Annotated in this window: 22 protein-coding genes; 21 read left to right on the top strand and 1 reads right to left on the bottom strand. The window is 59.2% G+C overall.

Translation table 11 applies throughout. From position 1 onward, the window contains the following. The first annotated feature begins 80 nt into the window (after positions 1-80). The 8 genes from AB4K19_RS03605 (at position 81) to AB4K19_RS03640 (ending at position 8,492) form a co-directional block, all read left to right on the top strand. A complete protein-coding gene (locus tag AB4K19_RS03605) occupies positions 81-1,298 on the top strand; it encodes an FHA domain-containing protein (protein WP_375230569.1) in 1,218 nt (405 codons plus the stop codon). Continuing rightward, positions 1,282-2,127: a PP2C family protein-serine/threonine phosphatase gene (locus AB4K19_RS03610; RefSeq protein WP_375230570.1), complete on the top strand. Its 846-nt coding sequence runs from the start codon at positions 1,282-1,284 to the stop codon at positions 2,125-2,127. The genes AB4K19_RS03605 and AB4K19_RS03610 overlap by 17 nt, the downstream gene beginning before the upstream one ends. Continuing rightward, the gene (locus tag AB4K19_RS03615; RefSeq protein ID WP_436399071.1) at positions 2,117-3,232 is read left to right on the top strand and encodes a GTPase domain-containing protein; all 1,116 of its coding nucleotides are present in this window, start codon (positions 2,117-2,119) and stop codon (positions 3,230-3,232) included. The genes AB4K19_RS03610 and AB4K19_RS03615 overlap by 11 nt, the downstream gene beginning before the upstream one ends. Before the next feature lie 177 nt (positions 3,233-3,409). After that, a complete protein-coding gene (locus AB4K19_RS03620) occupies positions 3,410-5,482 on the top strand; it encodes a dynamin family protein (protein WP_375230573.1) in 2,073 nt (690 codons plus the stop codon). Then, complete coding sequence (locus AB4K19_RS03625) at positions 5,479-6,414, top strand: dynamin family protein (protein WP_375230574.1); 936 nt, start codon at positions 5,479-5,481, stop codon at positions 6,412-6,414. The genes AB4K19_RS03620 and AB4K19_RS03625 overlap by 4 nt, the downstream gene beginning before the upstream one ends. 91 nt (positions 6,415-6,505) lie before the next feature. Continuing rightward, positions 6,506-6,892: a hypothetical protein gene (locus AB4K19_RS03630; RefSeq protein ID WP_375230575.1), complete on the top strand. Its 387-nt coding sequence runs from the start codon at positions 6,506-6,508 to the stop codon at positions 6,890-6,892. Then, the gene (locus tag AB4K19_RS03635) at positions 6,889-7,620 is read left to right on the top strand and encodes a hypothetical protein (protein WP_375230576.1); all 732 of its coding nucleotides are present in this window, start codon (positions 6,889-6,891) and stop codon (positions 7,618-7,620) included. Before AB4K19_RS03630 ends, AB4K19_RS03635 begins: the two co-directional genes overlap by 4 nt. A gap of 65 nt (positions 7,621-7,685) precedes the next feature. Beyond that, positions 7,686-8,492, top strand: a complete 807-nt coding sequence (locus tag AB4K19_RS03640) for a creatininase family protein (RefSeq protein WP_436399072.1) — start codon at positions 7,686-7,688, stop codon at positions 8,490-8,492. A 6-nt stretch (positions 8,493-8,498) separates the two neighbouring features. On the opposite strand, the gene AB4K19_RS03645 is transcribed toward AB4K19_RS03640, so the two are convergent. Further along, positions 8,499-9,260 carry a DeoR/GlpR family DNA-binding transcription regulator gene (locus AB4K19_RS03645; protein WP_375230578.1) on the bottom strand — a complete coding sequence of 254 codons (762 nt, stop codon included), beginning with the start codon at positions 9,258-9,260 and terminating at the stop codon, positions 8,499-8,501. 292 nt (positions 9,261-9,552) lie between these two features. Between AB4K19_RS03645 and glpD the strand changes: the two genes are divergently transcribed. From glpD to AB4K19_RS03710, 13 genes are all read left to right on the top strand, one after another. Next, positions 9,553-11,151 (top strand): glycerol-3-phosphate dehydrogenase, encoded by a 1,599-nt coding sequence (glpD, locus tag AB4K19_RS03650; protein ID WP_436399073.1) that lies wholly within the window; start codon positions 9,553-9,555, stop codon positions 11,149-11,151. Positions 11,152-11,167: 16 nt separating this feature from the next. Further along, complete coding sequence (locus tag AB4K19_RS03655; RefSeq protein WP_375230580.1) at positions 11,168-12,256, top strand: ABC transporter ATP-binding protein; 1,089 nt, start codon at positions 11,168-11,170, stop codon at positions 12,254-12,256. Further along, on the top strand, positions 12,256-13,341 hold the full coding sequence (locus tag AB4K19_RS03660) for an ABC transporter ATP-binding protein (RefSeq protein ID WP_375230581.1): 1,086 nt from the start codon (positions 12,256-12,258) through the stop codon (positions 13,339-13,341). Before AB4K19_RS03655 ends, AB4K19_RS03660 begins: the two co-directional genes overlap by 1 nt. Beyond that, the gene (locus tag AB4K19_RS03665) at positions 13,341-14,213 is read left to right on the top strand and encodes a carbohydrate ABC transporter permease (RefSeq protein WP_375230582.1); all 873 of its coding nucleotides are present in this window, start codon (positions 13,341-13,343) and stop codon (positions 14,211-14,213) included. Before AB4K19_RS03660 ends, AB4K19_RS03665 begins: the two co-directional genes overlap by 1 nt. A 35-nt stretch (positions 14,214-14,248) precedes the next feature. Then, a complete protein-coding gene (locus AB4K19_RS03670; RefSeq protein WP_375230968.1) occupies positions 14,249-15,091 on the top strand; it encodes a carbohydrate ABC transporter permease in 843 nt (280 codons plus the stop codon). A gap of 15 nt (positions 15,092-15,106) precedes the next feature. Next, positions 15,107-15,379, top strand: coding sequence for a DUF2160 domain-containing protein (locus tag AB4K19_RS03675; protein ID WP_436399075.1), 273 nt, complete (start codon positions 15,107-15,109; stop codon positions 15,377-15,379). 76 nt (positions 15,380-15,455) lie between these two features. Beyond that, the gene (locus AB4K19_RS03680) at positions 15,456-17,177 is read left to right on the top strand and encodes an ABC transporter substrate-binding protein (RefSeq protein WP_436399076.1); all 1,722 of its coding nucleotides are present in this window, start codon (positions 15,456-15,458) and stop codon (positions 17,175-17,177) included. A 95-nt stretch (positions 17,178-17,272) separates the two neighbouring features. Then, a complete protein-coding gene (gene glpK, locus AB4K19_RS03685) occupies positions 17,273-18,760 on the top strand; it encodes a glycerol kinase GlpK (RefSeq protein ID WP_375230584.1) in 1,488 nt (495 codons plus the stop codon). Between the two features lie 7 nt (positions 18,761-18,767). Continuing rightward, complete coding sequence (locus AB4K19_RS03690) at positions 18,768-19,913, top strand: iron-containing alcohol dehydrogenase (RefSeq protein WP_375230585.1); 1,146 nt, start codon at positions 18,768-18,770, stop codon at positions 19,911-19,913. A 202-nt stretch (positions 19,914-20,115) separates the two neighbouring features. Further along, on the top strand, positions 20,116-21,123 hold the full coding sequence (gene gap, locus AB4K19_RS03695; RefSeq protein WP_375230586.1) for a type I glyceraldehyde-3-phosphate dehydrogenase: 1,008 nt from the start codon (positions 20,116-20,118) through the stop codon (positions 21,121-21,123). A gap of 38 nt (positions 21,124-21,161) precedes the next feature. Beyond that, complete coding sequence (gene edd, locus AB4K19_RS03700; protein ID WP_375230587.1) at positions 21,162-22,967, top strand: phosphogluconate dehydratase; 1,806 nt, start codon at positions 21,162-21,164, stop codon at positions 22,965-22,967. 15 nt (positions 22,968-22,982) lie between these two features. Next, a complete protein-coding gene (eda, locus tag AB4K19_RS03705) occupies positions 22,983-23,624 on the top strand; it encodes a bifunctional 4-hydroxy-2-oxoglutarate aldolase/2-dehydro-3-deoxy-phosphogluconate aldolase (protein WP_375230969.1) in 642 nt (213 codons plus the stop codon). A gap of 68 nt (positions 23,625-23,692) precedes the next feature. Next, on the top strand, positions 23,693-24,637 hold the full coding sequence (locus AB4K19_RS03710) for a carbohydrate kinase family protein (protein ID WP_375230588.1): 945 nt from the start codon (positions 23,693-23,695) through the stop codon (positions 24,635-24,637). Positions 24,638-24,704 lie beyond the last annotated feature (67 nt).

Genomic DNA, 24,704 nt, shown 5'->3' on the forward strand with positions numbered 1-24,704 from the left:
CAAAATGAACCGATCAACCACCGGAAGGGCATCTGTCCGATGACCCTTTCTGCTTCAGTACAAAACGGAAAGGCGGACAGATGACACTTTTCAGGAAAGTATTTCAGAACCAGTCGCGGGAGGCGACGTCTTTGGATGCACCGGACGAAGATGCACTGCGCGAAGCGATGCAGGATGCCCGGTCCGATACCAGCCCGCTGGGGCTGGACCCCTTTGCCGTCGACACACACGAAGAACCGCAGACTGATGGCGATGAGCATTATGACGACCTGATTGGTGAACCCGCAGAGCCGGAGGCATCGGCGGATGCCTTTGCTGAGCTGCCCGCTGGCGAACCCGTGGTAAAAGAGGTGCGTGACGTGGACACGGGTGAAATGGACAGAGCGGAGCCCGCCGCCTTTGACGATGTTCCGGATGCTGCTGATCCGGAGGTGGACGCCGACACATCAGAAGAAGGCAGCTTTGAACCTGCAGGTGATGCTGCAGACGAGGCTGATGCAGGTGACATTGACATCAGTGCCATGCTGGCACGGGCGCGGGATGCAGCACCGGCAGTGGACGCCGAAGCGGGTGCCGAAGCAGCTGTTGAAACAGATCCGGGCGATGCGGATCCGGTGGATACTGTGACAGATACGGCGGAAACGGCGGCACCTGCGCAGATTGATCTCAGCGCATTTGCCCGTGAGCAGCTCTCGGTGCAGAGCGAGATACCACCGGAAATGCCGGAGGCGCCGGAAGCGGCGGATGTGCCCGAAGCGCCTGCGCCTGCGGCGGCTGATCTTTCGGGATTGCCAGCTCCCGCCGCCGGGCGTGCCGGTCGCAGGGCAGGGCGGGTGAAAACGCGCCTGCTGGGCTTCAACCGTGGAGAGCCGGATCCGGCGGACCCGTTTGGGACCGTGAACGAAGCGACTGCGGCGCCGCAGCACGAAAAATTCCCGGTCGGCTGGCTGGTTGTGGTCGAAGGCCCGGGTGTCGGACATTCGTTCAGCATTTTTACCGGGGCGTCCATGATCGGACGTGGCGAAGACCAGATGATCCGCCTGGATTTTGGCGATAATTCCATCTCGCGTCAGAACCACGCAGCGATTGCTTATGACGAGGAACAGAACAAATTCTATCTCGGTCATGGTGGCAAATCGAACATCATCCGGCGCAATGCCCGCCCGGTGCTGGCCACAGAAGAGCTGCATCACGCGGACCTGATCCGGATTGGCGAGACGACGCTGCGGTTCGTGGCGCTTTGCGGTTCTGATTTCAAATGGGAAACGACGGATGATGGTCATGCCGCATCGTTTTGATTTTGATGCCGCATCGGCGCTCAGCAAGGGCTGCCGCAGCTATCAGGAAGATGCGGTAATCGCGGATTATTCACGCGGTTCCGACATCGGCCTGACGGTGCTTGCCGATGGGATGGGCGGGCACGCAGCAGGTGATGTGGCCAGCAAGATTGTGGTCACCGAAGTCTTCAGTGAGCTGATGTTCCAGCGCTGCGATCCTGATCAGTTTGAAAAGGAAATCACCAGCCGGCTGACCGAGGCTGCAATGGCCGCGAACGCCTGTCTTCGTGACCATGTGCGCGCGCACCCTGAAACGCATGGTATGGGGTCCACTCTGGTGGCAACGGTGGTTGTCAACCGGCAGCTTTATTGGATTTCGATCGGGGACTCGCCGCTCTTTCTGTTCCGCAATGGTGTGCTGCGGCAACTGAATGAAGATCACTCAATGGCCCCGCAGATCGATTTTATGGTGCGGAATGGACTGATGGCAGCCGAAGAAGCGCGCCACCATCCTGACCGCAACATTCTCACGTCAGTGCTCTTTGGTGAAAGCGTCCCTCAGGTTGACTGCCCGGCCGATCCGGTGCCGCTGAAAGCCGGAGATATCCTGATCGTCGCGAGCGACGGGCTGCAGTTTTTGACAGATGATGAGATTGCCGCCGTCCTGAATGATCACGCCGGTGCCTCAAGTAGGGACATGGCGGACCGGCTCATGGAGCGCATCGACAGCCTCGACGACCCTGAGCTCGACAATGTGTCGTTTTCGCTTGTCAGGCTTGATGACGCGGTTGACGTGAAACTGCCTGGCGACAGCCCCGTCCGAAAGGAAGACCTGCGCCGTGTTGGATAAGACTGAATACGAGCAGACGCTTGCGCGGCTTGCTGCAGCGACCAGTGCGCCTGCTCTGAGCGATGCTCTGCGTGAGCATGCGGCCGAGATGCGCAACAGGCTGAGTGCTGGCGTCAGGGTGGTCGTTCTGGGACCGCCCGGCAGTGGTAAATCCGCGCTCTGTGATGCGTTGCTCTGTGTGCCCGGCGAGGTGGCAGGCCACAGTGGTGAAGCAAGGATTATTCTGCGTCCGGGCGCGGAAGCACCGCAACATGCTCTGCCGGGCAGCGGCAAGCCGACACATCTGGACGCCGGATTTCTTGCAGATACCTGTCTGATCGATGTGCATTTGCCCAAAGATCCGGCAGCGTTCCGAATGCGCGCTCTGGAAGCGCTGGAACATGCTGACATTGTTATCTGGTGCACCAGTCGCTTCGGGCCCGAAGAAGAGGGTATCTGGAACAATGCGCCCGACCACCTCAAGGATCACAGCCTGCTGGTGCTCGCGAAAGCCGACCAGTTGGTTGAAACGGGCCAGCTGAATGAACGCATCGCTGACCTGCAGGAAATTGCCTCTGAAGAATTTCACAGTCTCTATCCGACATCAGCTCTCACAATCGCGGGGGGGCTGAGCGTTGGCCAGATCCCTGACGAACAGCAGCGCGCAGCGAGCGGGATCAGGGCGCTGTCGGACACTGTTCTGCATATTGCAGCGTCGGGTCGTCGCGCGGATCTGGACAGTGCTTTGCTGTTCCTTGAGCGCCATGGAATCGACGATACAGTCTCAGTGGAAGAGGCCGAGGCCGGGCCGCAACCCGCACCGGGGCTCGACAAAGTACGGATACTTATCTCTGATCATGCCGATCGTCTTTGTGCTGCCGGGCCCGTTGCTGAAGGGGCGCATGGTCAGATCTTTGATATCTGCAATGACCTTTCAGAAGCCCTCACCGATGCCATCTCGGATGATGAAACAGGCTGTGCAGAGCTGCAGGCATGGGAGAGCGAACTTTACGCAGCCAGCGACAAGCTGGTGCTGATGGGGCTGGAAAATGACACCCGGTCTGCGACCGATGCCGTCGCCATTGTCATGCAGCTGTCGCGTGATCTGCATCACCGCGCAATTTGAGATAAATCGTGGATAAACGGGCTGCTGCCGTCGGCCAATAGTCACAAAGTATGCACATTTTTCCTCCATTTTGGGCGTGAGCAAATTCAACCCGGGGGCAGGCATGCGTATCAGATGGAGGCATATCGCGTTCAGACTGTTCCAGTCTGACCGGTCCCGCTGGCCAGGAGGGCTGGCATGAACGTTATGAAAATCTCTGACCGGGCGGGCTTCACCGAAGCCAGGCTGCTTGCGGCTGGTCTGTCGGAGCTGACTCTTCTCGCTGAGGATGCGGATCGTCTTTGTGACGCACTGGACGCGATCGAGGCCGCGGGCGATGACAACGCTGCCCGCCGGGCTGCGCGTGTGCGCCGTCAGATCGATAATTTTGAGCCCAGCGTCACCATGATCGGTCAGATCAAATCAGGCAAAACCACGCTGGTGAATGCATTTGTCGGTCAGACCGAGCTTCTGCCCGCCGATGTTAATCCCTGGACTTCCGTGGTGACGTCCCTGCATCTCCATCCGGAACGCGAGGATTTTGAGAATACGGCGTCGTTCCGGTTCTTTGACGAAGGTGAGTGGGACAAGCTTGTATCCGGTGGCGGGCGGATCGGCGAACTTGCAAGCCGCGCAGGCGCTGATGAAGAGCTGGAGAAAATCAAGGAACAGGTCGCGCGCATGCGCGAGAAATCCAAAGCGCGTCTGGGCCGCAAATTTGAGATGTTGCTGGGTCAACAACACGACTACGGCTATTTCGATCAGGAACTGGTCGAGCGTTATGTGTGTCTCGGCGACGACCTTGAAGAACCGGAACCTCCCGGCGCGCATGAACAGGGACGGTTTGCGGATATCACCAAGTCGGCTGAGCTGCAGATGCAGCGGGCGGCTCTTCCGGTCCGGCTTTGTGTTCGGGATACACCGGGTGTGAATGATACCTTCCTGATGCGCGAACAGATTACCATCCGCGCGATCCGGGACAGTAAGCTTTGCGTTGTTGTTTTGTCGGCTCATCAGGCGCTGTCTTCGACGGACCTGGCTCTTATCCGTCTGATCGCGCACGTAAAGTCCCGTGATGTTCTGATTTTTGTCAACCGTATCGATGAACTCTCCGATCCTGCCACACAGATCGGGCAAATCTCGGAAAGCATTGCGGCGACGCTGGAAAAACACAAAGGCCCAAAAGAAGCGCGGGTCATCTTCGGCAGCGCGCTCTGGGCCTGTGCTGCGCTGGAAGGTGATCTTGACATGCTGCCACCCGCTAGCCGGGCAGCACTTGAGAACCGTTCGGAAAACGCGGAAATGCCGGAGGGGGCCGAAGACCTGGACCTTACTGATCCGGTCGAGACTGCCTGGGCATACTCCGGGTTGCCTGAGCTGCAGTGCGCTGTTGCAGATCGGGTCGCAAACGGCGTCGGCGCAGCGATGCTGCATCGTGCTGCGGCGAGCGGTCTGAATCTTGCCAACGGGATAGCGGCATCCGGCCTGATCGGAACAGCTGCTTCTTCCGGCTCGGACAGGAAAAGCCTGAGCGGTGCCGAAGCTGAAAACCTGATGCAGCAGACGGTGTCGCGTGCAGGTGACGCACTTCGACAGGCATTCGCTGACATCCTCGATGGGTTTTCAGAGCGGATGAACCGGGTGCAGGACAGTTTTCTGGAAAGGGCCACTTCCTCGCTGATCGTGCATCTTGAGAAATTCGGAGAGCAAAGCCCCTGGACCTATGATCCGGCTGGCCTGCGTGTGCTGCTCAGTTCGTCGCACAAAGTGCTTGCCCGCAAAAGTACGGCGGCGTTCGACAATGCAGTCCGCACGGCGGCAGAACAGATCGCGGAGCTTTATGTTCAGGCCTTTGGTCTTGGGCCGGAAGATATTCCCATAACCCTTCCACGCGCCCCTCAGGTGCCGCCGCCGGTGACGCTGGGGCGCACCATTGCACTCGACCTGCAGGGCAGCTGGTGGAAACGGTGGTGGCATCAGCGCAAGGGCTATCAGGCCTATGCTGAGGGCTTTGTTGAACTGATCCGTGCGGAAACCGACCCGTTTGTGCAGGAACTGCGGGATGATCTCGCCGAAGGTGTGCGCAATGAAGCTCTGGAGGAATTTGACGCGTTTCTCAGCGAACAGATGTCCGTTTTTACATCAATGTCCCGGATGCAGCAGGCGGACCCGGACGAGCTGGCCGCTTTCGTGTCAGAGAACGCCCCCCGCGAAAGGAACGAAAACATCCGGAATGCGCTGGAAATCCTGAACGGGCTGGCCGCGCGATGAACGATATGAACCCTTCTGTTTCTCATCCCGACGAAAGTGAATTCAGGCTGCCCCGTATTGCTCTCATGGGCGAGTTCAGCGCGGGCAAAAGCACGCTTGCCAACTTGATGATTGGCTCCGAGTACCTGCCGGTTCAGGTCGTGGCGACGCAACTGCCACCCGTATGGATCACCTGGGGCGACAGCAAGCCGGTTCTCGTCCACCCTGACGGGACAGAAATGCCCTGCGACCTGTCGCGACCGGAAAACATCGACCTGGACGAAACGGCATATATCCGCGTGTTTTGCGAGGAAGAGATCCTGAAACACTGCGAAATTATTGACCTGCCCGGTATCTCCGATCCGAACATGTCGTCGGCGGTCTGGGAACGGATGCTCCCGCTGGCGGATGGTGTGATTTGGTGCAGTCCTGCAACTCAGGCATGGCGCCAGAGTGAGGCAGCGGTATGGCAGACCGTTCCGCAGGAGAAATACGCCAGTTCAATCCTTCTGCTGACCCGGGCGGACATGCTGGTGCGGGAACGCGACCGTGAGCGCGTCCTGCGGCGTGTCCGTGCTGAGACAGATGAGCTTTTTGCGGAGACTTTCCTGATTTCGCTGCTTCTTGCGCGTGACAGCGGTGAAGACGAGGCAATCTGGGAAAAAAGCGGTGCCGAGCCGTTTGTTATGCGCTTTCTGGATATAGTCGAAGCGCTGAAAGAACAGATCGCCGATCGGGAAGAAACCTCTGATCAGGTTCCTCTTCCTGTCTTTGAGAATGCTGACCAGAATGCCTCTTCGCAGATGGTGTCGCCCGTGGGGCGCCCGGAAGCGGATACGGATGGCGCCATTGTTCCAAGACGTCCCAAAGCGCGGGTGCGCAAAAGGCCGCGGTCTTCGGAACCTTCCGTCGAAGAAGAAGACGATCTGTCGTTTGCACCGAAATTCTCCTGACGGCGTTAACCAAAATTGCAGGAACGGAAGATACTGATAACCGGCGCCCTGGCATCGGGCGTCGTTTTGGTGTCGGTGACCTTTGACTGCAATGACAATACATTCCCGACTGGATGACCTGCGTACCCGGTATCCCGGATGCACAGTTGCTGCGTTTGCCGACCTGTCCACGGGCATGGTTCTGGCGTCCAGTACTATGCGCCCGACGGGGCAGGAAACGCTGGATGCGTTGTGCAGAGTGGCGCTCAGGCTGTTTGCGCCCGGTATGCCGGACGGATTGAAGGGGGCGGATACCGGCGACGGCGGGGGCGCGCCATGGTACGCAATAACAGGTTTTCGGGGCGCGCTTGCGTGTTTCGTGAAGTCACCGGTTCTGGCAGAAGAGGCGATCTGTCTTGTCGGCGAGGATCCCGCCGAAATCATGGAACTGGCAGTTGCTGCGCGCGAGTTGCTTTTCGAAACCGGGGTTGATGCATGAGCGATAATGAACCCGCGTCGGATCTGAATGAAACTTTGAAAGCGTTGTCACGCGCACCGGGCGAAAAAGGCGCGCAGGGCCGGCGCATTTTCCCGGTGGATAACCTGGTAGCCTATGAAGCGATTGTGAGAGAGGTCAGCGAAACCGTTCTGACCCGATGGCTTACACTGGTACGCAACGACGGGCTGGAGATCACAGTTCTGGTGCATGAACGACGCGTCTGCAGTGGAGCATTGCCTGGAACAGCAGGCAATGCGCCAGTTGAGGCTACGGCGATGGACCGAAGGCAAACGGAGAAGCTGAAGACCGCACTGCGGGATTTTGCGGCAACCGCAGAGACAATCGAAGTGGTTTCAGTTCGCCCGGACTTCCCGCCGGGAGAAATAACCGGCGGTGTGCCGGCTGAAGCGTTAATGGCACCGGAGTTGTCGGCAGAAGACTTTCATCAGAAGGTGCTTGAGGCGTCTTCAGCGTCCGTGTCGTTTGATGGCGGTGAACAGATTTCCAGCGAGGGTTCCAAAGAAGCACTCAGGGCGCTGGCAGAGTACCGAAACTGGTATTTTGCACTCCAGGAACCGGAAGACGATTCTGGTATTGTTTTGTGGGGCGGCGGGCTTCGGGACGATTTCTGCGTGATATTGTGTCACTCCGGGCAGGAAGAAACATGGGCCATCGCAGAAGCGTCTGACGGCAACAGGCTTGCAGATCTTTTCGCGATGCAGGTGTAATCGTTTGAGCCGCATACTCCTGACTTGTTTTGCACAGGAAACCGTGGAAGCGTCGGGCAGCTGAGATGAACCAATCCGGACAGGAGACTGATGTGGGGCAAACGCTGGACTGGGCCGCAATGCGCGCCGCCGATTTTGATTCTGTTGATCCCATGGCTACCATAGCGGTTGTGCCTGTCGCAGCGGTCGAGCAGCACGGACCGCATCTCCCGCTGGGCACGGATACGATGATCGCAGAAGGCATGCTGGACGAGTTGCGGCGCCAGAATACGGATGGTCTGGATTTGCGGGTTCTTCCGGTGCAGTCGATCGGAAAATCTGACGAGCACCTCCACCAGCCCGGCACGGTTTCGTTGCGGTGGGAAACTGCGCTCGGGACATGGCTGGACATCGGGCGTTCGGTGGCAGACGCCGGTATCCGCAAAGTTGTTTTCGTAAACAGTCATGGCGGAAACGCTGATCTGCTGGCAGTTCTTGTGCGGCAGCTGCGCATCGAAAAAGACATGCTCGCAGTCCGCTGTCAGTGGGGTGGTTTCGGTTTTCCGGAGGGTCTCTTCTCCGAACGTGAGCTGTCACATGGCCTGCACGGAGGAGATGTTGAAACATCGCTGATGCTCGCATTCCGGCCTGAGACCGTTGAGATGGAAGCGGCAGAAGACTTCGGATTAACGGGAGAAGCATCCGCGATACCGCCAACCGGTCCGGTCGCATGGGGATGGATCGCCTCTGACCTGAACCCGAAGGGCGTGACCGGTGAAGCACATCTCGCCAGTGCGCAAAAGGGCCGGACAACAGCCCATCATCAGGTGCGCGGTTTTATCAGGATGCTCAGGGATCTGACCCGGATGCCGTTGCCGGGTCGGGCCGGCTGACGGCGTTCAGGGGGCTACGACGACCCCGGTGTCCCAGTTTCTGCAAAGCTCTGCCAGTTCCGGCGGCAGTGGTTTGTCCGTAAACACGGTGCTCAGCGAGCGCATGGATGCGATGCGCGCGGGCGCAGTTCTGGAAAATTTGGAATTGTCCGCCACAAGAAATGATTTGCGCGACTGTTCGATGATCGTCTGGCTCACACCCACTTCCTGGGTGTCAAAATCCAGAAGATCACCATCAGTATCCATTGCGGAGCAGCCGATCACGGCAATGTCGAACTTAAACTGACGAATTGTATCAATTGTCACGTTTCCGATGAGACCGCCATCAGCGCGCCGCACGGTTCCGCCAGTGACGATGACCTGACAATCGGGGTTTTCCACCAGAATATTGGCGACGTTCATATTGTTGGTCACCACCATCAGATCGCGGTGGCGCAGCAGCTGACGGGCGACGGCCTCGGTGCTTGTGCCGATATTCAGGAAAACAGAACAGCCTTCGGGAATGTGATCTGCACAGGCCCGCGCAATCGACAGTTTGGCGTCGTCGTTCAGGTTCCGGCGCTCGTCATAGCCGATGTTTGTCGTGCCGGACGGCAGGATTGCCCCACCATGTACCCGCTCCAGTTTGTTGGCATCTGCCAGTTCGGTCAGGTCACGCCTGATCGTCTGCAGCGTCACGCCAAAGTGCGCCGCGAGTTCTTCGACGGTGACTTTCCCTTCACGCCTGGCGATTTCCAGGATGTCGGGGTGCCGGAATGTCTGGGACATCTGGTGTGCCTCCTTGAGTGAAGTTTGCTTCACAACGCGACGGTTTTCAATGCTGTGTGCGCTTTCATTCGTATTTATGCGGTTGTCTGAAGCGGTGACACAGAAAGAAGGTGGAAAAAATATTTTTAATATACAGCGTCTTGCCTGTGTAAGGGTGTCGTCAGGGTTGCGTGAAACTTCGCTGCTTTTCCAGAGATTCAGTGAAAACGAACATAAACGAAAATATTAACTTGAAAGCGAGCATTACTTGAGGTAGTGCTATCAGCGCGCACAGCAGGCCGGGGGGAAGCTTTTGTCACGCAGCGACAATCCAGTTTATGATGTTTTCGTCATCGGCGGCGGCATTAACGGCTGTGGAATCGCGCGGGATGCTGCGGGGCGCGGCCTGAGTGTCGGACTTGCAGAAATGAACGATCTCGCGTCGGCGACGTCTTCTGCCTCGACCAAGCTTTTTCATGGTGGTCTGAGGTACCTTGAGTACTTTGAGATACGTCTGGTGCGTCATGCGCTTGAAGAGCGCGAAACGCTGTTGAGGGCGATGCCACACATCAGCTGGCCCATGCGGTTTGTATTGCCATACCACCCCGACATGCGGTTTGAGGGATCGACACCAACGTCGCGTATTCTGAATACTGTGATGCCATGGATGAAGGGGCGGCGGCCTGCCTGGCTGATCCGGTTTGGGCTGTTCCTCTATGACAGTCTCGGTGGCCGGAAAATCCTGCCATCAACAAAGACCCTTTCGCTGCGCGGGACGCCGGAAGGTGCGCCCATCGAAGAACGCTTTGAGAAGGCGTATGAATATTCCGACTGCTGGATCGAGGACTCGCGCCTTGTCGTGCTGAATGCGCGCGATGCGGAGCAGCGCGGCGCCGACGTAATGGTGCGCACGCGCGTCGTTTCAGCATCCCGGGTGGACGACCTGTGGCAGGTTACTGTTGAGGACACGATGAGTGGCGAGCAGAAGCAGCTCTCCGCGCGCATGCTGGTCAATGCAGGTGGCCCCTGGGTCGGCGATATTATCCAGCAGAAGGTGCGTATCAACTCGACCGAAGGTGTGCGCCTCGTTCGGGGCAGCCATATTGTGACCCGCCGGCTCTACGATCATGATAAATGCTATTTTTTCCAGGGCACCGATGGCCGGATCATTTTTGCGATACCCTATGAAAACGACTTCACGCTGATCGGCACAACGGATGCTGAACACGCCGATCCGGATACCGCGCCGCGCTGCACGGATGAGGAACGTGATTATCTGATCGATTTCGTGAACCAGTACCTGCGCGAAGATATCAGCGTCGAAGACGTGGTCTGGAGCTATTCCGGTGTGCGTCCGCTGTATGATGATGGCGCGAGCAGCGCCACGGCTGCCACGCGGGACTATACGCTCAAGGTGGATGACACCGGCGGTGCGCCCATCCTGAACGTGTTCGGAGGCAAGATCACGACCTACCGGAAGCTGGCTGAAGATGCGATGGACAAGATCGTTCCTTTCTTCAGCGGCACATCAGGACACTGGACAGCAGGTGTGCCATTGCCGGGCGGTGATTTTGCAGTTGATGGGTTTGACATGCTGGTCACGCGCCTGCGCGAGGATCACACCTATCTGACGGAGTTCTGGGCGCGCCGGCTGGTGCGGGCTTACGGGACTGACAGCTGGGATGTGCTGGGAGATGCGCCTGAGGAAGCAGCACTTGGCCGTGCGTTTGGCGCGACGCTGACGGAACGGGAAGTGCGCTGGCTGATGACGCGCGAATATGCCCGCACGGCTGAGGATGTCGTGTGGCGGCGCAACAAACTTGGGCTCAGGCTCACAGATACAGAAGTGGCTGATCTGGACGCGTTCATGCGCGAACAGTGGCCGACTCTGCAGCCGGAGGCCGCAGAATAATAAGGGGGAGGGTGACATGACCCTGATACTTGAGGGAGTGTCAAAAACTGTCGGCGGGGAGACCCATATACACCCGACAGACCTGGAGCTGCAGCGGGGCACGATGAATGTGCTGCTGGGGCCGACACTGTCCGGCAAAACGTCGCTGATGCGGCTGATGGCCGGGCTGGATGTGCCCGCCACCGGGCGCGTGATCTGGAATGGCGATGATGTGACCGGTATGCGGGTGCAGGATCGCAAGGTCGCGATGGTGTATCAGCAGTTCATCAACTACCCGTCTATGACGGTCTACGATAACATCGCGTCGCCGATGAAGCTGATGGGGCAGTCCCGCAAAGAAATCGATGCGCGGGTGCGTGAAACGGCTGAGCTGATGCAACTCACGCCGATGCTGGACCGCAAGCCGCTTGAGCTTTCGGGCGGACAGCAGCAGCGTTGCGCGCTGGCGCGGGCGCTCGTCAAAAACGCGGGCCTTGTGCTGCTGGACGAACCTCTTGCCAACCTCGACTACAAGCTGCGCGAAGAACTGCGTGCGGAAATCCCGCGTATCTTCGAAGAATCCGGCTCGATTTTTGTTTACGCAACAACGGAACCTGAGGAAGCGCTGTTGCTGGGCGGGAATACGGCTGCGCTCTGGGAAGGGCGCGTGACACAGTTCGGTCCGACACCGTCGGTTTACCGCCGCCCGGTCAATGCCACGACGGCACGGGTTTTCTCAGATCCCCCCATGAATTTTCTGTCTGTCCGCAAGGAGGGCAGTGAGTTGCGCTTCGGTGCCGGGCAGTCGACGCCGGTTCCTGCGGATGCAACGGGTCTTGCTGACGGTGAATATACTGCTGGCTTCCGCCCAAACCATCTGGAGCTTGCACCGCATGTGGCAGGTACGATGAAATTCGACACGCGTCTCAGCGTGACGGAAATCACCGGATCAGAAACCTTTGTACACCTTGATCATGATGGCGCGCGCTGGGTCGGACTGGTGCATGGCGTTCACAGTCTGCAACCTGGTCAGGACCTGTCCGTCTATCTCGACCCGGCACACGTTTATCTTTTTGGCACGGACGGCGCGCTGGTGTCAGCGGCCCCCTACGCGGAGGCGGCATAATGGCCAAAATCACGCTGGATAATCTCGCGCATTCCTACCTTGCCAATCCGAAGTCCGAGGATGACTTCGCGCTCAAAGAACTGAACCACGACTGGGTCGACGGTGAAGCCTACGCGCTTCTGGGCGCGTCCGGCTGCGGTAAGTCCACGCTTCTGAACATTATTTCAGGACTGCTGCATCCCAGCCAGGGACGCATTCTGTTCAACGACCGTGACGTGACGGAGGCGCCGACCGCAGAGCGCAACATCGCGCAGGTTTTTCAGTTTCCGGTCGTTTATGACACGATGACCGTGCGCGACAACCTGGCCTTTCCGCTGCGCAATCGTGGTGAGGATGCTTCCTATGTTGCACAGCGTGTCAGCCAGATCGCCCAGATGATCGGTATGGAAGCTGAACTGGACCGCAAGGCCAGAGGCCTGACGGCGGATGCAAAACAAAAGATTTCTCTCGGACGGGGTATGGTGCGTGAGGACGTGAACGCGCTGCTGTTTGATGAGCCCCTCACCGTAATTGACCCGCACATGAAGTGGGAACTGCGCACACAGCTGAAATCACTGCACCACGAGTTTGGTCATACGATGATCTACGTGACGCATGACCAGACTGAGGCACTGACGTTCGCGGACAAGGTGGTCGTCATGTATGACGGGCGCGTTGTGCAGATCGGCACACCGCAGGAGCTGTTCGAGCGGCCGGCGCATACGTTTGTGGGCTATTTCATCGGGTCGCCCGGCATGAACCTGTTTGATGCGGAAATCGACGGACATACAGCGCGGATTGCCGGTGTTCGGGTGCCGCTTGGCGCTGCATACCAGTCTGATGGCAGCCGTCTTCAGGTGGGCGTGCGGCCGGAGTTCATCCGGATCGGTGACGCTGAAAACGGGCTGCCGGCTAAAATCAAACGGATCGAGGACGTGGGGCGCCACAAGATTGTCAGGCTGGACGTCGACGGCAGTGAGATCAGCGCCATTGCCGGTGAAGACGATCAGATCTCGGTCGACACACCGCGTATCACCTTCGATCCGAAGGGCATCAATGTCTACGCCGATGACTGGCGTGTGGCACCGCAGGGGGAGGCGGCCTGATGAACAAGACAGTAAATCAGAAGGCCTGGTTCCTGGTTCTGCCGGTGCTTGTACTGGTGGCCTTTTCGGCGGTGATCCCGCTGATGACGGTGGTGAATTATTCCGTCCAGGATACCTTCGGGAACAATGAGTTTTTCTGGGCGGGCCTTGAGTGGTTCGAGGTGATGCTGGCCGAGGAACGCATGTGGGATGCCCTTTGGCGTCAGCTGATGTTCTCGGGCATTATCCTCGCGATTGAAATCCCGTTGGGGATCTACGTGGCCCTGAACATGCCAAAGAGCGGTTTCTGGGCGTCTTTCTGCCTAGTGCTGATGTCGCTGCCGCTGCTGATCCCGTGGAATGTGGTGGGCACCATCTGGCAGATCTTTGGCCGTGTGGATATTGGCCTGCTGGGCTACACGCTTGATAAGATGGGCATTTCCTACAACTACACGCAGGATATCGTCGCCGCATGGGTCACCGTGATCGTGATGGATGTGTGGCACTGGACGTCGCTGGTGGCATTGCTCGCCTATGCCGGTCTGCAGTCGATCCCGAACGCCTACTACCAGGCGGCCAAGATCGACCAGGCAAGCCGCTGGGCCGTGTTCCGTTATATCGAGCTGCCCAAGATGGCGGGTGTGCTCATGATCGCCATTCTGCTGCGCTTCATGGACAGCTTCATGATCTACACAGAGCCGTTTGTCGTCACGGGCGGCGGGCCGGGTAATGCGACGACTTTCCTGTCGATTGACCTGGTGAAGATGGCGCTTGGACAGTTTGATCTTGGACCTGCTGCCGCCTTTTCGATCATGTACTTCCTCGTGATCCTGCTGATTTCCTGGGTGTTCTACACCGTGATGACGAACCTCGACAAAAGGGATGGTGTCTGATGGCTGATACTACTGCTCAGGCCCCCGCGGCCGGGATGACGGGCAGCGGCGCGAAAGTTGCGCGGCGCCGGAGCCCCCGGGTGAACCGTTCCGCCATCGTGATGGGGCTGTACCTGCTCTTTCTGATGCTGCCGATCTACTGGCTGCTCAACATGAGCCTGAAAACCAACACGGAGATTCTGGGGGAGTTCTCGCTCTTTCCGCGCGATCTGACGCTGGAGAACTACGTCAAAATCTTGACGGATGAGAGCTGGTACATCGGCTATGTAAACTCGCTGATCTATGTGGTGATGAACACGGTGATCAGCCTCGCGGTGGCACTGCCGGCGGCCTATGCCTTCAGCCGTTACAGCTTTATGGGCGACAAGCATCTGTTCTTCTGGCTGCTGACCAACCGGATGGCGCCGCCTGCGGTTTTCGCCCTGCCGTTTTTCCAGCTTTATTCCAGCGTCGGCCTGTTCGACACGCACATCGCGGTGGCGCTGGCCCATTGTCTCTTCAATGTGCCGCTCGCCGTGTGGATCCTCGAAGGCTTCATGCGCGGTGTGCCGAAGGAGATCGACGAGACTGCATACCTTGATGGGTATTCTTTCCCGCGGTTTTTCGTGCGCATTTTCATGCCCCTGATCGCGAGCGGGATCGGCGTTGCGGCCTTCTTCTGCTTCATGTTCTCATGGGTGGAACTGCTGCTCAGCCGCACTCTCACAACGGTTGACGCCAAGCCGATTGCTGCCATCATGACGCGAACACAGGGCGCTGCCGGGATTGACTGGGGCGTGCTGGCAGCGGCGGGTGTTCTGACGATCGTACCAGGCGCGCTGGTGATCTATTTCGTGCGCAACTACATCGCCAAGGGCTTTGCCCTGGGCCGCGTGTAAAGGGGGGCAAGCACTATGGCATGGATGGCCTGGACCATACCGACAGCAATATTCTTTGGCGTGATCGCCTGTCTGCTGATCACCTTCACAATTCTTGCAATCAAATTTCCGGAGACGCCGCGCGTCGGCATTCTCCGCATTGAAACAACGCGGGGTGATCGTCTTTTCATCACGCTGTTGGGCTCGGCTTTTATCAACCTGATCTGGCTGGGTCTTGAGGTCGCTCCACAGCCCTATGCGCTGCTGGCGTGCCTTGTCTATGCCGCAGCGGTTTTCCGCTGGGTCTGAGAAAGGAAGAATGGTGCGTCCGGAAACCAGCCGGGCGGCCGTAAAAACAGTTCAAGAAGTCTAAGGGAGGACCAGAATGAACTTTTCACTGAAATCAACCACAGCCGTGGGCGCGATGGTCGCGTGTATGGCACTGCCGGCCTGGGCCGACATGGAAGCGGCGAAAGCGTTTCTCGATAACGAGATCGCGGGCCTTTCCGTGCTGGACCGCGCAGGCCAGGAAGCGGAGATGCAGTTCTTTGTGGACGCTGCAGCGCCGTTCCAGGGCATGGAAATCAAAGTGGTTTCCGAGACAATCACAACGCACGAGTATGAAAGCCAGGTGCTGGCACCCGCTTTCACTGCGATCACAGGTATCAAGGTCACGCATGACCTGATCGGTGAAGGTGATGTTGTTGAAAAGCTGCAGACACAGATGCAGTCGGGCGAAAACATCTATGACGCCTACATCAACGACTCCGACCTGATCGGGACGCACTGGCGCTATCAGCAGGTGCGCAACCTGACCGACTGGATGGCGGGTGAAGGCGCTGATGTGACCCTGCCGACGCTGGACGTTGACGATTTCATCGGCACCAGCTTCACCACGGGGCCGGACGGGAAACTCTATCAGTTGCCGAGCCAGCAGTTCGCGAACCTATACTGGTTCCGTTACGACTGGTTCAACGACGAAAAGAACAAGGCCGACTTCAAGGCGGCTTATGGTTATGACCTTGGTGTACCGGTCAACTGGACGGCCTATGAGGACATCGCTGAGTTCTTCACAGGCCGTGATCTGAGCCATATGGGCGTTGAGGGCGAAGTCTTTGGCAACATGGACTACGGCAAAAAAGACCCGTCGCTTGGCTGGCGTTACACTGATGCGTGGATGTCCATGGCAGGCATGGGTGACGTTGGTGAGCCCAACGGTCTGCCGGTTGATGAATGGGGTATCCGTGTGAACGAGAACTCCCAGCCGACCGGTTCCTGTGTCGCGCGCGGCGGTGCGACAAACTCGCCAGCGGCTGTCTATGCTGTGACCAAAGCCATTGAATGGCTGCAGAAGTACTCGCCGCCAGCGGCTGCCGGTATGACCTTCGGCGAAGCGGGTCCGATCCCGGCGCAGGGCAACGTGGCACAGCAGATGTTCTGGTACACGGCCTTCACCGCGGCGACAGTTGAGCCCGGTCTGCCCGTGATGAACGAGGACGGCACGCCCAAGTGGCGCATGGCGCCCAGCCCGCACGGTGTTTACTGGAAAGAAGGTCAGAAGATCGGCTACCAGGACGCAGGCAGCTGGACCCTGATGGAATCCACACCTGTGGACCGTGCAAAAGCCGCATGGCTCTATGCACAGTTTGTGGTCTCCAAAACGGTCGACCTGAAGAAATCTGACGTTGGTCTCACGTTCATCCGTGAATCCACCATCGACAGCCAGCACTTCACAGACCGTGCCGACAAGCTGGGTGGTCTGGTCGAATTCTACCGTTCGCCTGCGCGCGTTCAGTGGTCGCCGACCGGCACAAACGTGCCTGACTATCCGAAGCTGGCGCAGCTGTGGTGGCAGAACATCGGTGATGCAATGTCCGGTGCAAAGACACCTCAGGAAGCACTCGATGCACTGTGCGAAGATCAGGAGCGTGTGCTCCAGCGTCTTGAGCGTGCAGGTGTCCAGGGTGATCTGGGTCCGGTCCTGAACGACGAACAGGACGCACAGTACTGGTTCGATCAGCCGGGCGCACCTTACGCCAAGCTGGAGAACGAGGACGAAGAGCCGATGACTGTCAGCTACGACGAGCTGATCAAGTCCTGGCAGTAAGTCTCTGAAACAGGGGCCGGGGCGCACGACTTGCGCCCCGGCCTTTTTTGCGGGTTAATCCCGCCCGAAATTCAACCAAAACGCCGGGGGCTGCCATGACCCATATTCTCGCCATTGACCAGGGAACCACTTCGTCGCGCGCCATTCTGTTTGACGCGGACATGAAGATTACCGCGACTGCGCAGGAAGAGTTCCCACAGCATTTCCCCGACAGCGGCTGGGTTGAACATGATCCGGGTGATCTGTGGTCGACCACCGCCGGGACATGCCGTGCGGCCATAGAAAAGGCGGGCCTTGGACCCGAGGACATTGCCGCCATCGGGATCACGAACCAGCGTGAAACGGTCGTGGTCTGGGACAAGGAAACCGGCAAGCCCGTTTACAACGCCATTGTCTGGCAGGACCGGCGCACCGCGGATTACTGCCGCGAGCTGCGCGAAGCGGGTCATGACAAAATGATTACCGCCCGCACCGGTCTGCTGGCGGATCCGTATTTCTCCGCTACGAAACTGAAGTGGATTCTTGATCATGTTGAGGGTGCCCGCGACCGGGCCAGCCGTGGTGAACTGCTGTTCGGCACGGTGGATTGTTTTCTGATCTGGAAGCTGACCGGCGGCGCCTCGCATGTGACTGATGCGACGAATGCCGCGCGCACGTCTCTTTATGACATTCACAAAGGGCGCTGGAGCACGACGATCTGTGAGCTCTTTGATATCCCGATGAATATGCTGCCCGAGGTCCGGGACTGTGCTGCTGATTTCGGAACAACACGTCCTGATCTTTTTGGTCGCCCGGTGCCAATTCTGGGCGTCGCAGGTGACCAGCAGGCCGCCACAATCGGTCAGGCCTGTTTTGAGCCGGGTATGCTGAAATCAACCTATGGCACCGGTTGTTTTGCACTGCTCAACACTGGTGAGACGGCAGTCACGTCGAAAAACCGGCTGCTGACCACCATCGCCTATCAGTTTGACGGCAAGCCGACCTATGCCCTGGAGGGGTCTATTTTTGTGGCCGGCGCGGTTGTGCAATGGCTGCGGGACGGTCTGAAGATCATCAGGGACGCTGCCGAGACCCAGCCTCTGGCGGAAAAGGCCGATCCGAACCAGAATATCGTACTTGTGCCTGCCTTTGTGGGCCTTGGCGCACCTTACTGGCATGCGGAATGCCGCGGTGCAGTTTATGGTCTGACCCGTAATTCGGGTCCGGAGGAATTCGCCCGTGCGGCCCTCGAAAGCGTAGGATATCAGACCCGCGACCTGCTTGAGGCGATGCAGGCCGACTGGCAGGGCGAGGGGGCAAGTGCCACTCTGCGCGTGGATGGCGGCATGTCGGCCTCTGATTGGGCGATGCAGTTTCTGTCGGACATCATCGGGGCGTCTGTCGACCGGCCCGAGGTTCTGGAAACCACTGCCCTTGGGGCCGCCTGGCTGGCAGGACAGCGCGCGGGTGTCTATCCGGATATCCAGGGCTTTTCGCAGAGCTGGCGGCTGGAACGCACGTTTGATCCGGCGATGCCCGATGCGGAACGTGATGAGAAATACGGCAACTGGAGGCGTGCTGTAAAGTCGACGCTGGCTTACTGATCCGATCATGTCTGATCCATTCAGCTTTCTGACGGCCGGGCAAATCTTGTTCGGTCGCGGGCAGTCGAAAAAAGCCGCGGGCATGGTCCGGGGCTTTGGAGGACGGGTGCTGCTGGTGCGGGGCCGTTCGGTGGCTTTTGCCGATACGCTGCGCCAGGAGCTTGAAGACACAGGCGCAGACGTCTGTGAAGTTTTCTGCTCTGCTGAACCGGATGTCGATATGGTCAGAGCCGGGCTGGACGCCGGTCGGCGCGCCGAATGCACGGTGGTCGTCTCGGTTGGAGGTGGTGCGGTTGTTGATCTTGGAAAAGCGCTTGCCGCACTGCTGCCAGGTACAACGGATGTTATGGACCACCTGGAAGGTGTGGGCGGGGGCGCACCGCTTGCCGCAGATCCCATGCCGTTCGTTGCTATTCCGACGACTTCCGGTACGGGTGCTGAGGTCACAAAGAACGCCGTGATCGCTGTTCCGGAAGCGGGGCGCAAAGTCAGTCTGCGCGACGACCGGATGCTGCCGGACATCGCGCTGATTGATCCCGCGCTTACAGACGGCGCGCCGCGTGCTGTGACCCTGGCCGCCGGCCTCGACGCGGTCACGCAGGTGATTGAACCCTTTCTGTGCAACCGTTCCAACCCGCTGACAGACACACTTTGCCGTGCGGCGATCCCGCAGGGGCTGCGGGCGCTGGCCACGCTTGAGCGCACCGAGGATCCCGCCGCGCGGGATGCGATGGCGTTCTGCAGTCTCGCCGGTGGTCTGGCGCTGGCGAACGCAGGGCTCGGTGCCGTTCATGGGCTCGCGGGCGTTCTGGGCGGGCGTCTGGGGGCACCGCATGGGCTGATCTGCGGGCGTTTGCTCGGTCCGGTTCTGGAAGCAAATGCCCGAGAGATGCAGCGGATCGGTGCGGATACGATCCGCTTTGACGAAGTTGCATCAATGCTTTCTGTCTCGCGCGTCCTGCCGGATGGAGACTTCGCCCGGATTCAACCGCTGCTTGATCGCTGGAATGTTCGGCGGCTGGACCAGTGGGTCAGGCAGGACACCGACCTTGAGGCCATTGCCGCTGAGGCAGAGACAGCGTCCTCTATGCGGGCCAACCCCTGTCGTCTGCCACGCCAGACGCTGGTGGACATTATCCGCGACGCCCTCTGATCAGGCGGCCGTGCCTGTCAACCGCGCATTGCAGCCCTATCTGCACGCTATACGGGCATTGCCCGCGCAGATATGACGCACCCCAGAGCCGCCCGACAGGCAAATCAACCATTGCACTTTCCGCGCGAATGTGGTCGTTAGCGCTAACAGATATAAAGACCGCCTGCAATTCACGCGGGCCAGCCGATTCAGGAGAAACAACATGTCGCATACTGTCGGAATCAACGGATTTGGCCGCATTGGCCGCGGCGTCCTGCGCGCCCTGGCAGAAAATGACATTTCCGATGTCGAAGTCGTTGCTATTAATGACCTCTCTTCCCCGGAAACTCTGGCACACCTGCTGAAATACGATTCCGTGCATGGGCGCTTTCAGGGCGAGGTCTCGGTCGAAGGCAGTGCGCTCGTTGTGAACGGCAGGAGCATTGAGGTGACCGCGACGCGTGATCCGGCAGAACTGCCGTGGGGCGGCGTGGATGTCGCGATGGAATGCACGGGCTTCTTTACCAAGCGCACCGCAGCCGAAGCGCATCTGAAGAACGGCTCTAAACGCGTTCTGATCTCTGCACCGGGCACTGACGTGGACCGAACAGTCGTGTTTGGCGTGAACGACAAGGACATGACGAAGGACGATGTCATCATCTCCAATGCGTCCTGTACAACAAACTGCCTTGCACCGGTTGCCTACATTCTGGACCAGCTTGTCGGGATCAAAACCGGCTATATGACCACAATTCATGCTTACACCGGTGACCAGCCATCGCATGACACCGCCCACAAGGATCTTTACCGGGGCCGCGCCGCCGCGCTGTCAATGGTTCCGACCTCAACGGGCGCCGCGCGGGCAATCTCGCTGGTTCTGCCGCATCTTGAGGGGCGTCTTGAGGGCTCCGCAGTGCGGGTGCCGACACCGAATGTGTCGCTTGTCGATCTGACGTTCGTGCCCGAAAAGCCCGCGACAAAGGATGAAATCAACGCAGCGATGAAAGCCGCCGCCGATGGTCCGCTGAAGGGCATTCTGGGGTATGAGGCGGATCCGCTGGTGTCCGTCGACTTCAACCATGATCCGCATTCATCCACTTTTGCACCGGCGCAGACCAGCGTTACAGCAGACGGCCTGATCCGCGTTGTGAGCTGGTATGACAACGAGTGGGGTTTTGCCAACCGCATGGTCGATACGGGCCGCAAGCTGGCCCAGCTGTCCAAAACCTGAGGCGGCTTCACCTGACACACCTTCTCTGAGGAGGTACTATGACTCTGAATGATACAATTGCGCGCGTGACCGACAGGATCATCGCGCGCAGCGAAGGCCCGCGTGGCGATTATCTGAACCGTATGAAGGCGGCCCGTTCCAAAGGGCCCGCCCGCGCGCATCTCAGCTGCAGCGGTCAGGCACATGCCTATGCGGGCGCGGGGCAGGACCAGGATGCACTGGCACATAAGTCGGCCGGTAATCTTGGGATCGTGACCACTTACAACGATATGCTCTCAGCGCATCAGCCGTTTGAACGGTTCCCGGAGCTGATCCGAGATGCTGCGCGCGAGGCTGGCGGCACCGCGCAGGTCGCGGGCGGAGTGCCCGCAATGTGTGACGGGGTCACCCAGGGCGAACCCGGTATGGAGCTCAGTCTCTTTTCCCGGGATGTCATCGCAATGGCAACGGCGGTGGCAATGAGCCACAACACGTTCGATGCAGCCGTGTACCTGGGCGTTTGCGACAAAATCGTCCCCGGACTGGTCATCGCGGCACAGACCTTTGGGCATGTCCCAACGATTTTCCTGCCGGCGGGGCCTATGACGTCGGGTTTGTCCAACGAAGAGAAAAGCCAGGTCCGTCAAAAGTTTGCAGCCGGGGAAGTCGGTCGCGAAGAGCTGATGAAAGCGGAAATGGGGGCGTATCACGGGCCCGGGACCTGCACCTTTTATGGTACGGCAAATACCAATCAGATGCTCATGGAATTCATGGGGCTGCACCTGCCGGGGACAAGCTTTGTAACGCCGAACACCGGGCTGCGTGATGCTCTCACCAAGGAAGGTGCGCGGCGCGCGCTGGCCATGTCCGATCTCGGCAATGATTATACGCCGGTCTATGATGTCCTTGATGAAAAGGCGTTTGTAAACGGGATTGTCGGACTGAACGCCACAGGTGGATCAACCAATCTGCTGATCCACCTTGTTGCGATGGCGCGGGCCGGAGGGATTGTGCTCGACTGGGCGGATTTTTCGGACATTTCCGAAGTCACCCCGCTGCTCGCGCGCGTCTACCCGAACGGGCTGGCGGATGTGAACCATTTCCATGCCGCTGGCGGGCTGGGGTACATGATCCACGAACTGCTGGGGGCAGGCCTGCTGCATGCTGATACCAGAACCGTCGCGGGTGGCGGTCTGGAGCTCTATACGCAGGAGCCGAAGTTGCGGGATGGGAAAGCCGTCTGGGAACCGGGAACGACCAAAAGCCTGAACGAAAAGATCGTGCGCCCTGCCGCTGACCCGTTCCAGCAGACAGGAGGTCTGAAACGTCTGACCGGGTCGCTGGGTAACGCCGTAATGAAAGTTTCAGCCGTAAAGCCTGAACATCAGATCGTCGAGGCACCTGTTCGGGTGTTCAACGATCAGGAAGAAGTGAAGGTTGCCTGCCGCGCACAGGAAATCACGTCAGACACTGTTGTGGTCGTGCGGTTTCAGGGACCAAAGGCCAATGGCATGCCGGAACTGCACAGCCTGACGCCGCTGATGAAAAACCTGCAGGCAAAAGGTCTGAATGTGGCGCTGGTCACGGATGGGCGCATGTCCGGCGCGTCCGGATCGGTGCCTGCAGCTATTCACGTGAGCCCTGAGGCGCTGGATGGTGGTGCGATCTGCCGGTTGCAGGATGGCGATCTGGTCCGCGTTGATGCGGTCGCCGGGACGCTCGATATCCTGACCGATGGTGTGCTGGAGCGTCCGGCCGCGACGGCCGATCTTTCCGGAAACGAGTTCGGGCTCGGCCGTGAACTCTTCCGGAATTTCCGCAGGGAAGTCGGCACAGCTGATACCGGCGCCTGCGTTTTTTACTGAAGGAACTGAGCAATGATGACACCCGATCAGGCCAGCAGGCGCGCCCGCGAGATCTGTGGTCTTGCACCGATTGTGCCGGTCCTGGTGGTCCAAGACGCGGCCACCGCACGCCCGCTGGCTGAGGCTCTTGTTGCCGGTGGGCTGCCGGCGCTCGAGGTGACGCTGCGGACGCCGGCGGCGCTTGATGTGATCTCGGAAATGGCAAAGGTGCCCGGCGGTTTTGTCGGGGCAGGTACGCTTGTAACACCGGCAGATGTGGTCGCTGCAAAAGCCGCCGGCGCGACCTTTGGCGTTTCGCCGGGAGCGACAGACGCCCTGATCGCAGCCTGCGAGGAACATGAACTTCCACTTCTGGCCGGGGCCGCAACAGCCTCAGAAGCCATGCGGATGCTGGAGCGCGGCTATGATTTGCTCAAGTTTTTCCCGGCGGAAGCCTCGGGCGGCGCGCCCGCGCTCAAAGCAATCGGCGCTCCACTGCCGCAGATCTCGTTCTGCCCGACCGGTGGCGTAAGCCCGTCGAATGCAATGGATTATCTGTCATTGTCCAATGTGATCTGCGCTGGCGGAAGCTGGGTCGCGCCTGCTGACAAGGTGGCTGCAGGGGACTGGGCGGCGGTTGAGGCACTGGCGGCAGAAGCCGCGGCGCTGGCGCGCTGACGGTCCTGAACCATTGACGTAACCCGACCCGGGCGGGATAAACCGGGCGACTTATTTTCGGGGATGCCATGATACTGTGCTGCGGAGAGGCGCTCATCGATATGATCCCGGCCCCGGTGACAACCGGTGGAACGGGCTTTGTGCCACATGCGGGCGGGGCAGTTTACAACACAGCCATTGCGCTGGGCAGACTTGGCGTCGGCACCGGTTTTCTGACCGGGCTGTCGCGGGACCTGTTTGGTGAACAGCTGCGTCAGGGGCTTGAGGACAGTGGCGTTGATGCAGGATTTGCTGTGCTGTCTGATCTGCCGACCACGCTGGCCTTTGTTCGGCTGACCGACGGGCATGCAACGTATACCTTTTATGACGAGAACACCGCGGGCCGCAGTCTTTTCCCCGATCAGTTGCCGGACCTGCCGGACAGTGTGCGTGCGCTTTATTTCGGTGGCATCAGCCTGATCAGCGAGCCCTGCGCGGATTTTTACGCGGGACTTGCCCTGCGTGATGCAGACGCGCGGGCGATTGTGATGGATCCGAACATCCGCCCGGGCTTCATCCGGGATGAGGCGCGTTACCGGGCGCGTCTAGACCTGATGATCGCGCGGACAGATATCCTGAAAGTGTCGGATGAGGACCTGGAGTGGATCCTGCCGGGGCCGGGCCCGCTGGCCGAAAAAGCACAGGCTATTCAGAGCAAAGGCCCGCGCGTTATCATCGTCACACGGGGCAGCGAGGGCGCGTCAGCGTGGCTGGCAGACGGGAGCCATGCAGAGGCCCCGGCCCGCAAGGTAAAAGTCGCGGATACAGTCGGCGCAGGGGACACTTTCAATGCCGGCGTGATTGAAGCGCTCAACGCCGGTGGTCTTCTGCAAAAGGACCGGATTGCGGACATCACTGCGGCTCATATGGAAAGCGCGCTGACGAGGGGGGCGGAGGTCGCTGCCGTAACCGTCTCGCGCGCCGGGGCGAACCCACCCTGGGCGCATGAGCTTTCCGGCTTGGACCTTGCGTGACTTCGCAGTAAGTTCTTCGCTCCGAATCCGGGCGCGTGCGTGGCCCCGAAAACAGTAAAGAGATTTT

Source organism: Roseobacter phycocola (assembly GCF_042055075.2).
Taxonomy (GTDB): Bacteria; Pseudomonadota; Alphaproteobacteria; order Rhodobacterales; family Rhodobacteraceae; genus Roseobacter.

Bases quoted from the DNA above. Each gene is read 5' to 3' on its own strand.
- AB4K19_RS03605 (WP_375230569.1), top strand. From the start codon at position 81: ATGACACTTTTCAGGAAAGTATTTCAGAACCAGTCGCGGGAGGCGACG.
- AB4K19_RS03610 (WP_375230570.1), top strand. From the start codon at position 1,282: ATGCCGCATCGTTTTGATTTTGATGCCGCATCGGCGCTCAGCAAGGGC.
- AB4K19_RS03620 (WP_375230573.1), top strand. From the start codon at position 3,410: ATGAACGTTATGAAAATCTCTGACCGGGCGGGCTTCACCGAAGCCAGG.
- AB4K19_RS03625 (WP_375230574.1), top strand. From the start codon at position 5,479: ATGAACGATATGAACCCTTCTGTTTCTCATCCCGACGAAAGTGAATTC.
- AB4K19_RS03630 (WP_375230575.1), top strand. From the start codon at position 6,506: ATGACAATACATTCCCGACTGGATGACCTGCGTACCCGGTATCCCGGA.
- AB4K19_RS03635 (WP_375230576.1), top strand. From the start codon at position 6,889: ATGAGCGATAATGAACCCGCGTCGGATCTGAATGAAACTTTGAAAGCG.
- AB4K19_RS03640 (WP_436399072.1), top strand. From the start codon at position 7,686: ATGAACCAATCCGGACAGGAGACTGATGTGGGGCAAACGCTGGACTGG.
- AB4K19_RS03645 (WP_375230578.1), bottom strand. From the start codon at position 9,260: ATGTCCCAGACATTCCGGCACCCCGACATCCTGGAAATCGCCAGGCGT.
- AB4K19_RS03655 (WP_375230580.1), top strand. From the start codon at position 11,168: ATGACCCTGATACTTGAGGGAGTGTCAAAAACTGTCGGCGGGGAGACC.
- AB4K19_RS03660 (WP_375230581.1), top strand. From the start codon at position 12,256: ATGGCCAAAATCACGCTGGATAATCTCGCGCATTCCTACCTTGCCAAT.
- AB4K19_RS03665 (WP_375230582.1), top strand. From the start codon at position 13,341: ATGAACAAGACAGTAAATCAGAAGGCCTGGTTCCTGGTTCTGCCGGTG.
- AB4K19_RS03670 (WP_375230968.1), top strand. From the start codon at position 14,249: ATGACGGGCAGCGGCGCGAAAGTTGCGCGGCGCCGGAGCCCCCGGGTG.
- AB4K19_RS03675 (WP_436399075.1), top strand. From the start codon at position 15,107: ATGGCATGGATGGCCTGGACCATACCGACAGCAATATTCTTTGGCGTG.
- AB4K19_RS03680 (WP_436399076.1), top strand. From the start codon at position 15,456: ATGAACTTTTCACTGAAATCAACCACAGCCGTGGGCGCGATGGTCGCG.
- glpK (WP_375230584.1), top strand. From the start codon at position 17,273: ATGACCCATATTCTCGCCATTGACCAGGGAACCACTTCGTCGCGCGCC.
- AB4K19_RS03690 (WP_375230585.1), top strand. From the start codon at position 18,768: ATGTCTGATCCATTCAGCTTTCTGACGGCCGGGCAAATCTTGTTCGGT.
- gap (WP_375230586.1), top strand. From the start codon at position 20,116: ATGTCGCATACTGTCGGAATCAACGGATTTGGCCGCATTGGCCGCGGC.
- edd (WP_375230587.1), top strand. From the start codon at position 21,162: ATGACTCTGAATGATACAATTGCGCGCGTGACCGACAGGATCATCGCG.
- eda (WP_375230969.1), top strand. From the start codon at position 22,983: ATGACACCCGATCAGGCCAGCAGGCGCGCCCGCGAGATCTGTGGTCTT.
- AB4K19_RS03710 (WP_375230588.1), top strand. From the start codon at position 23,693: ATGATACTGTGCTGCGGAGAGGCGCTCATCGATATGATCCCGGCCCCG.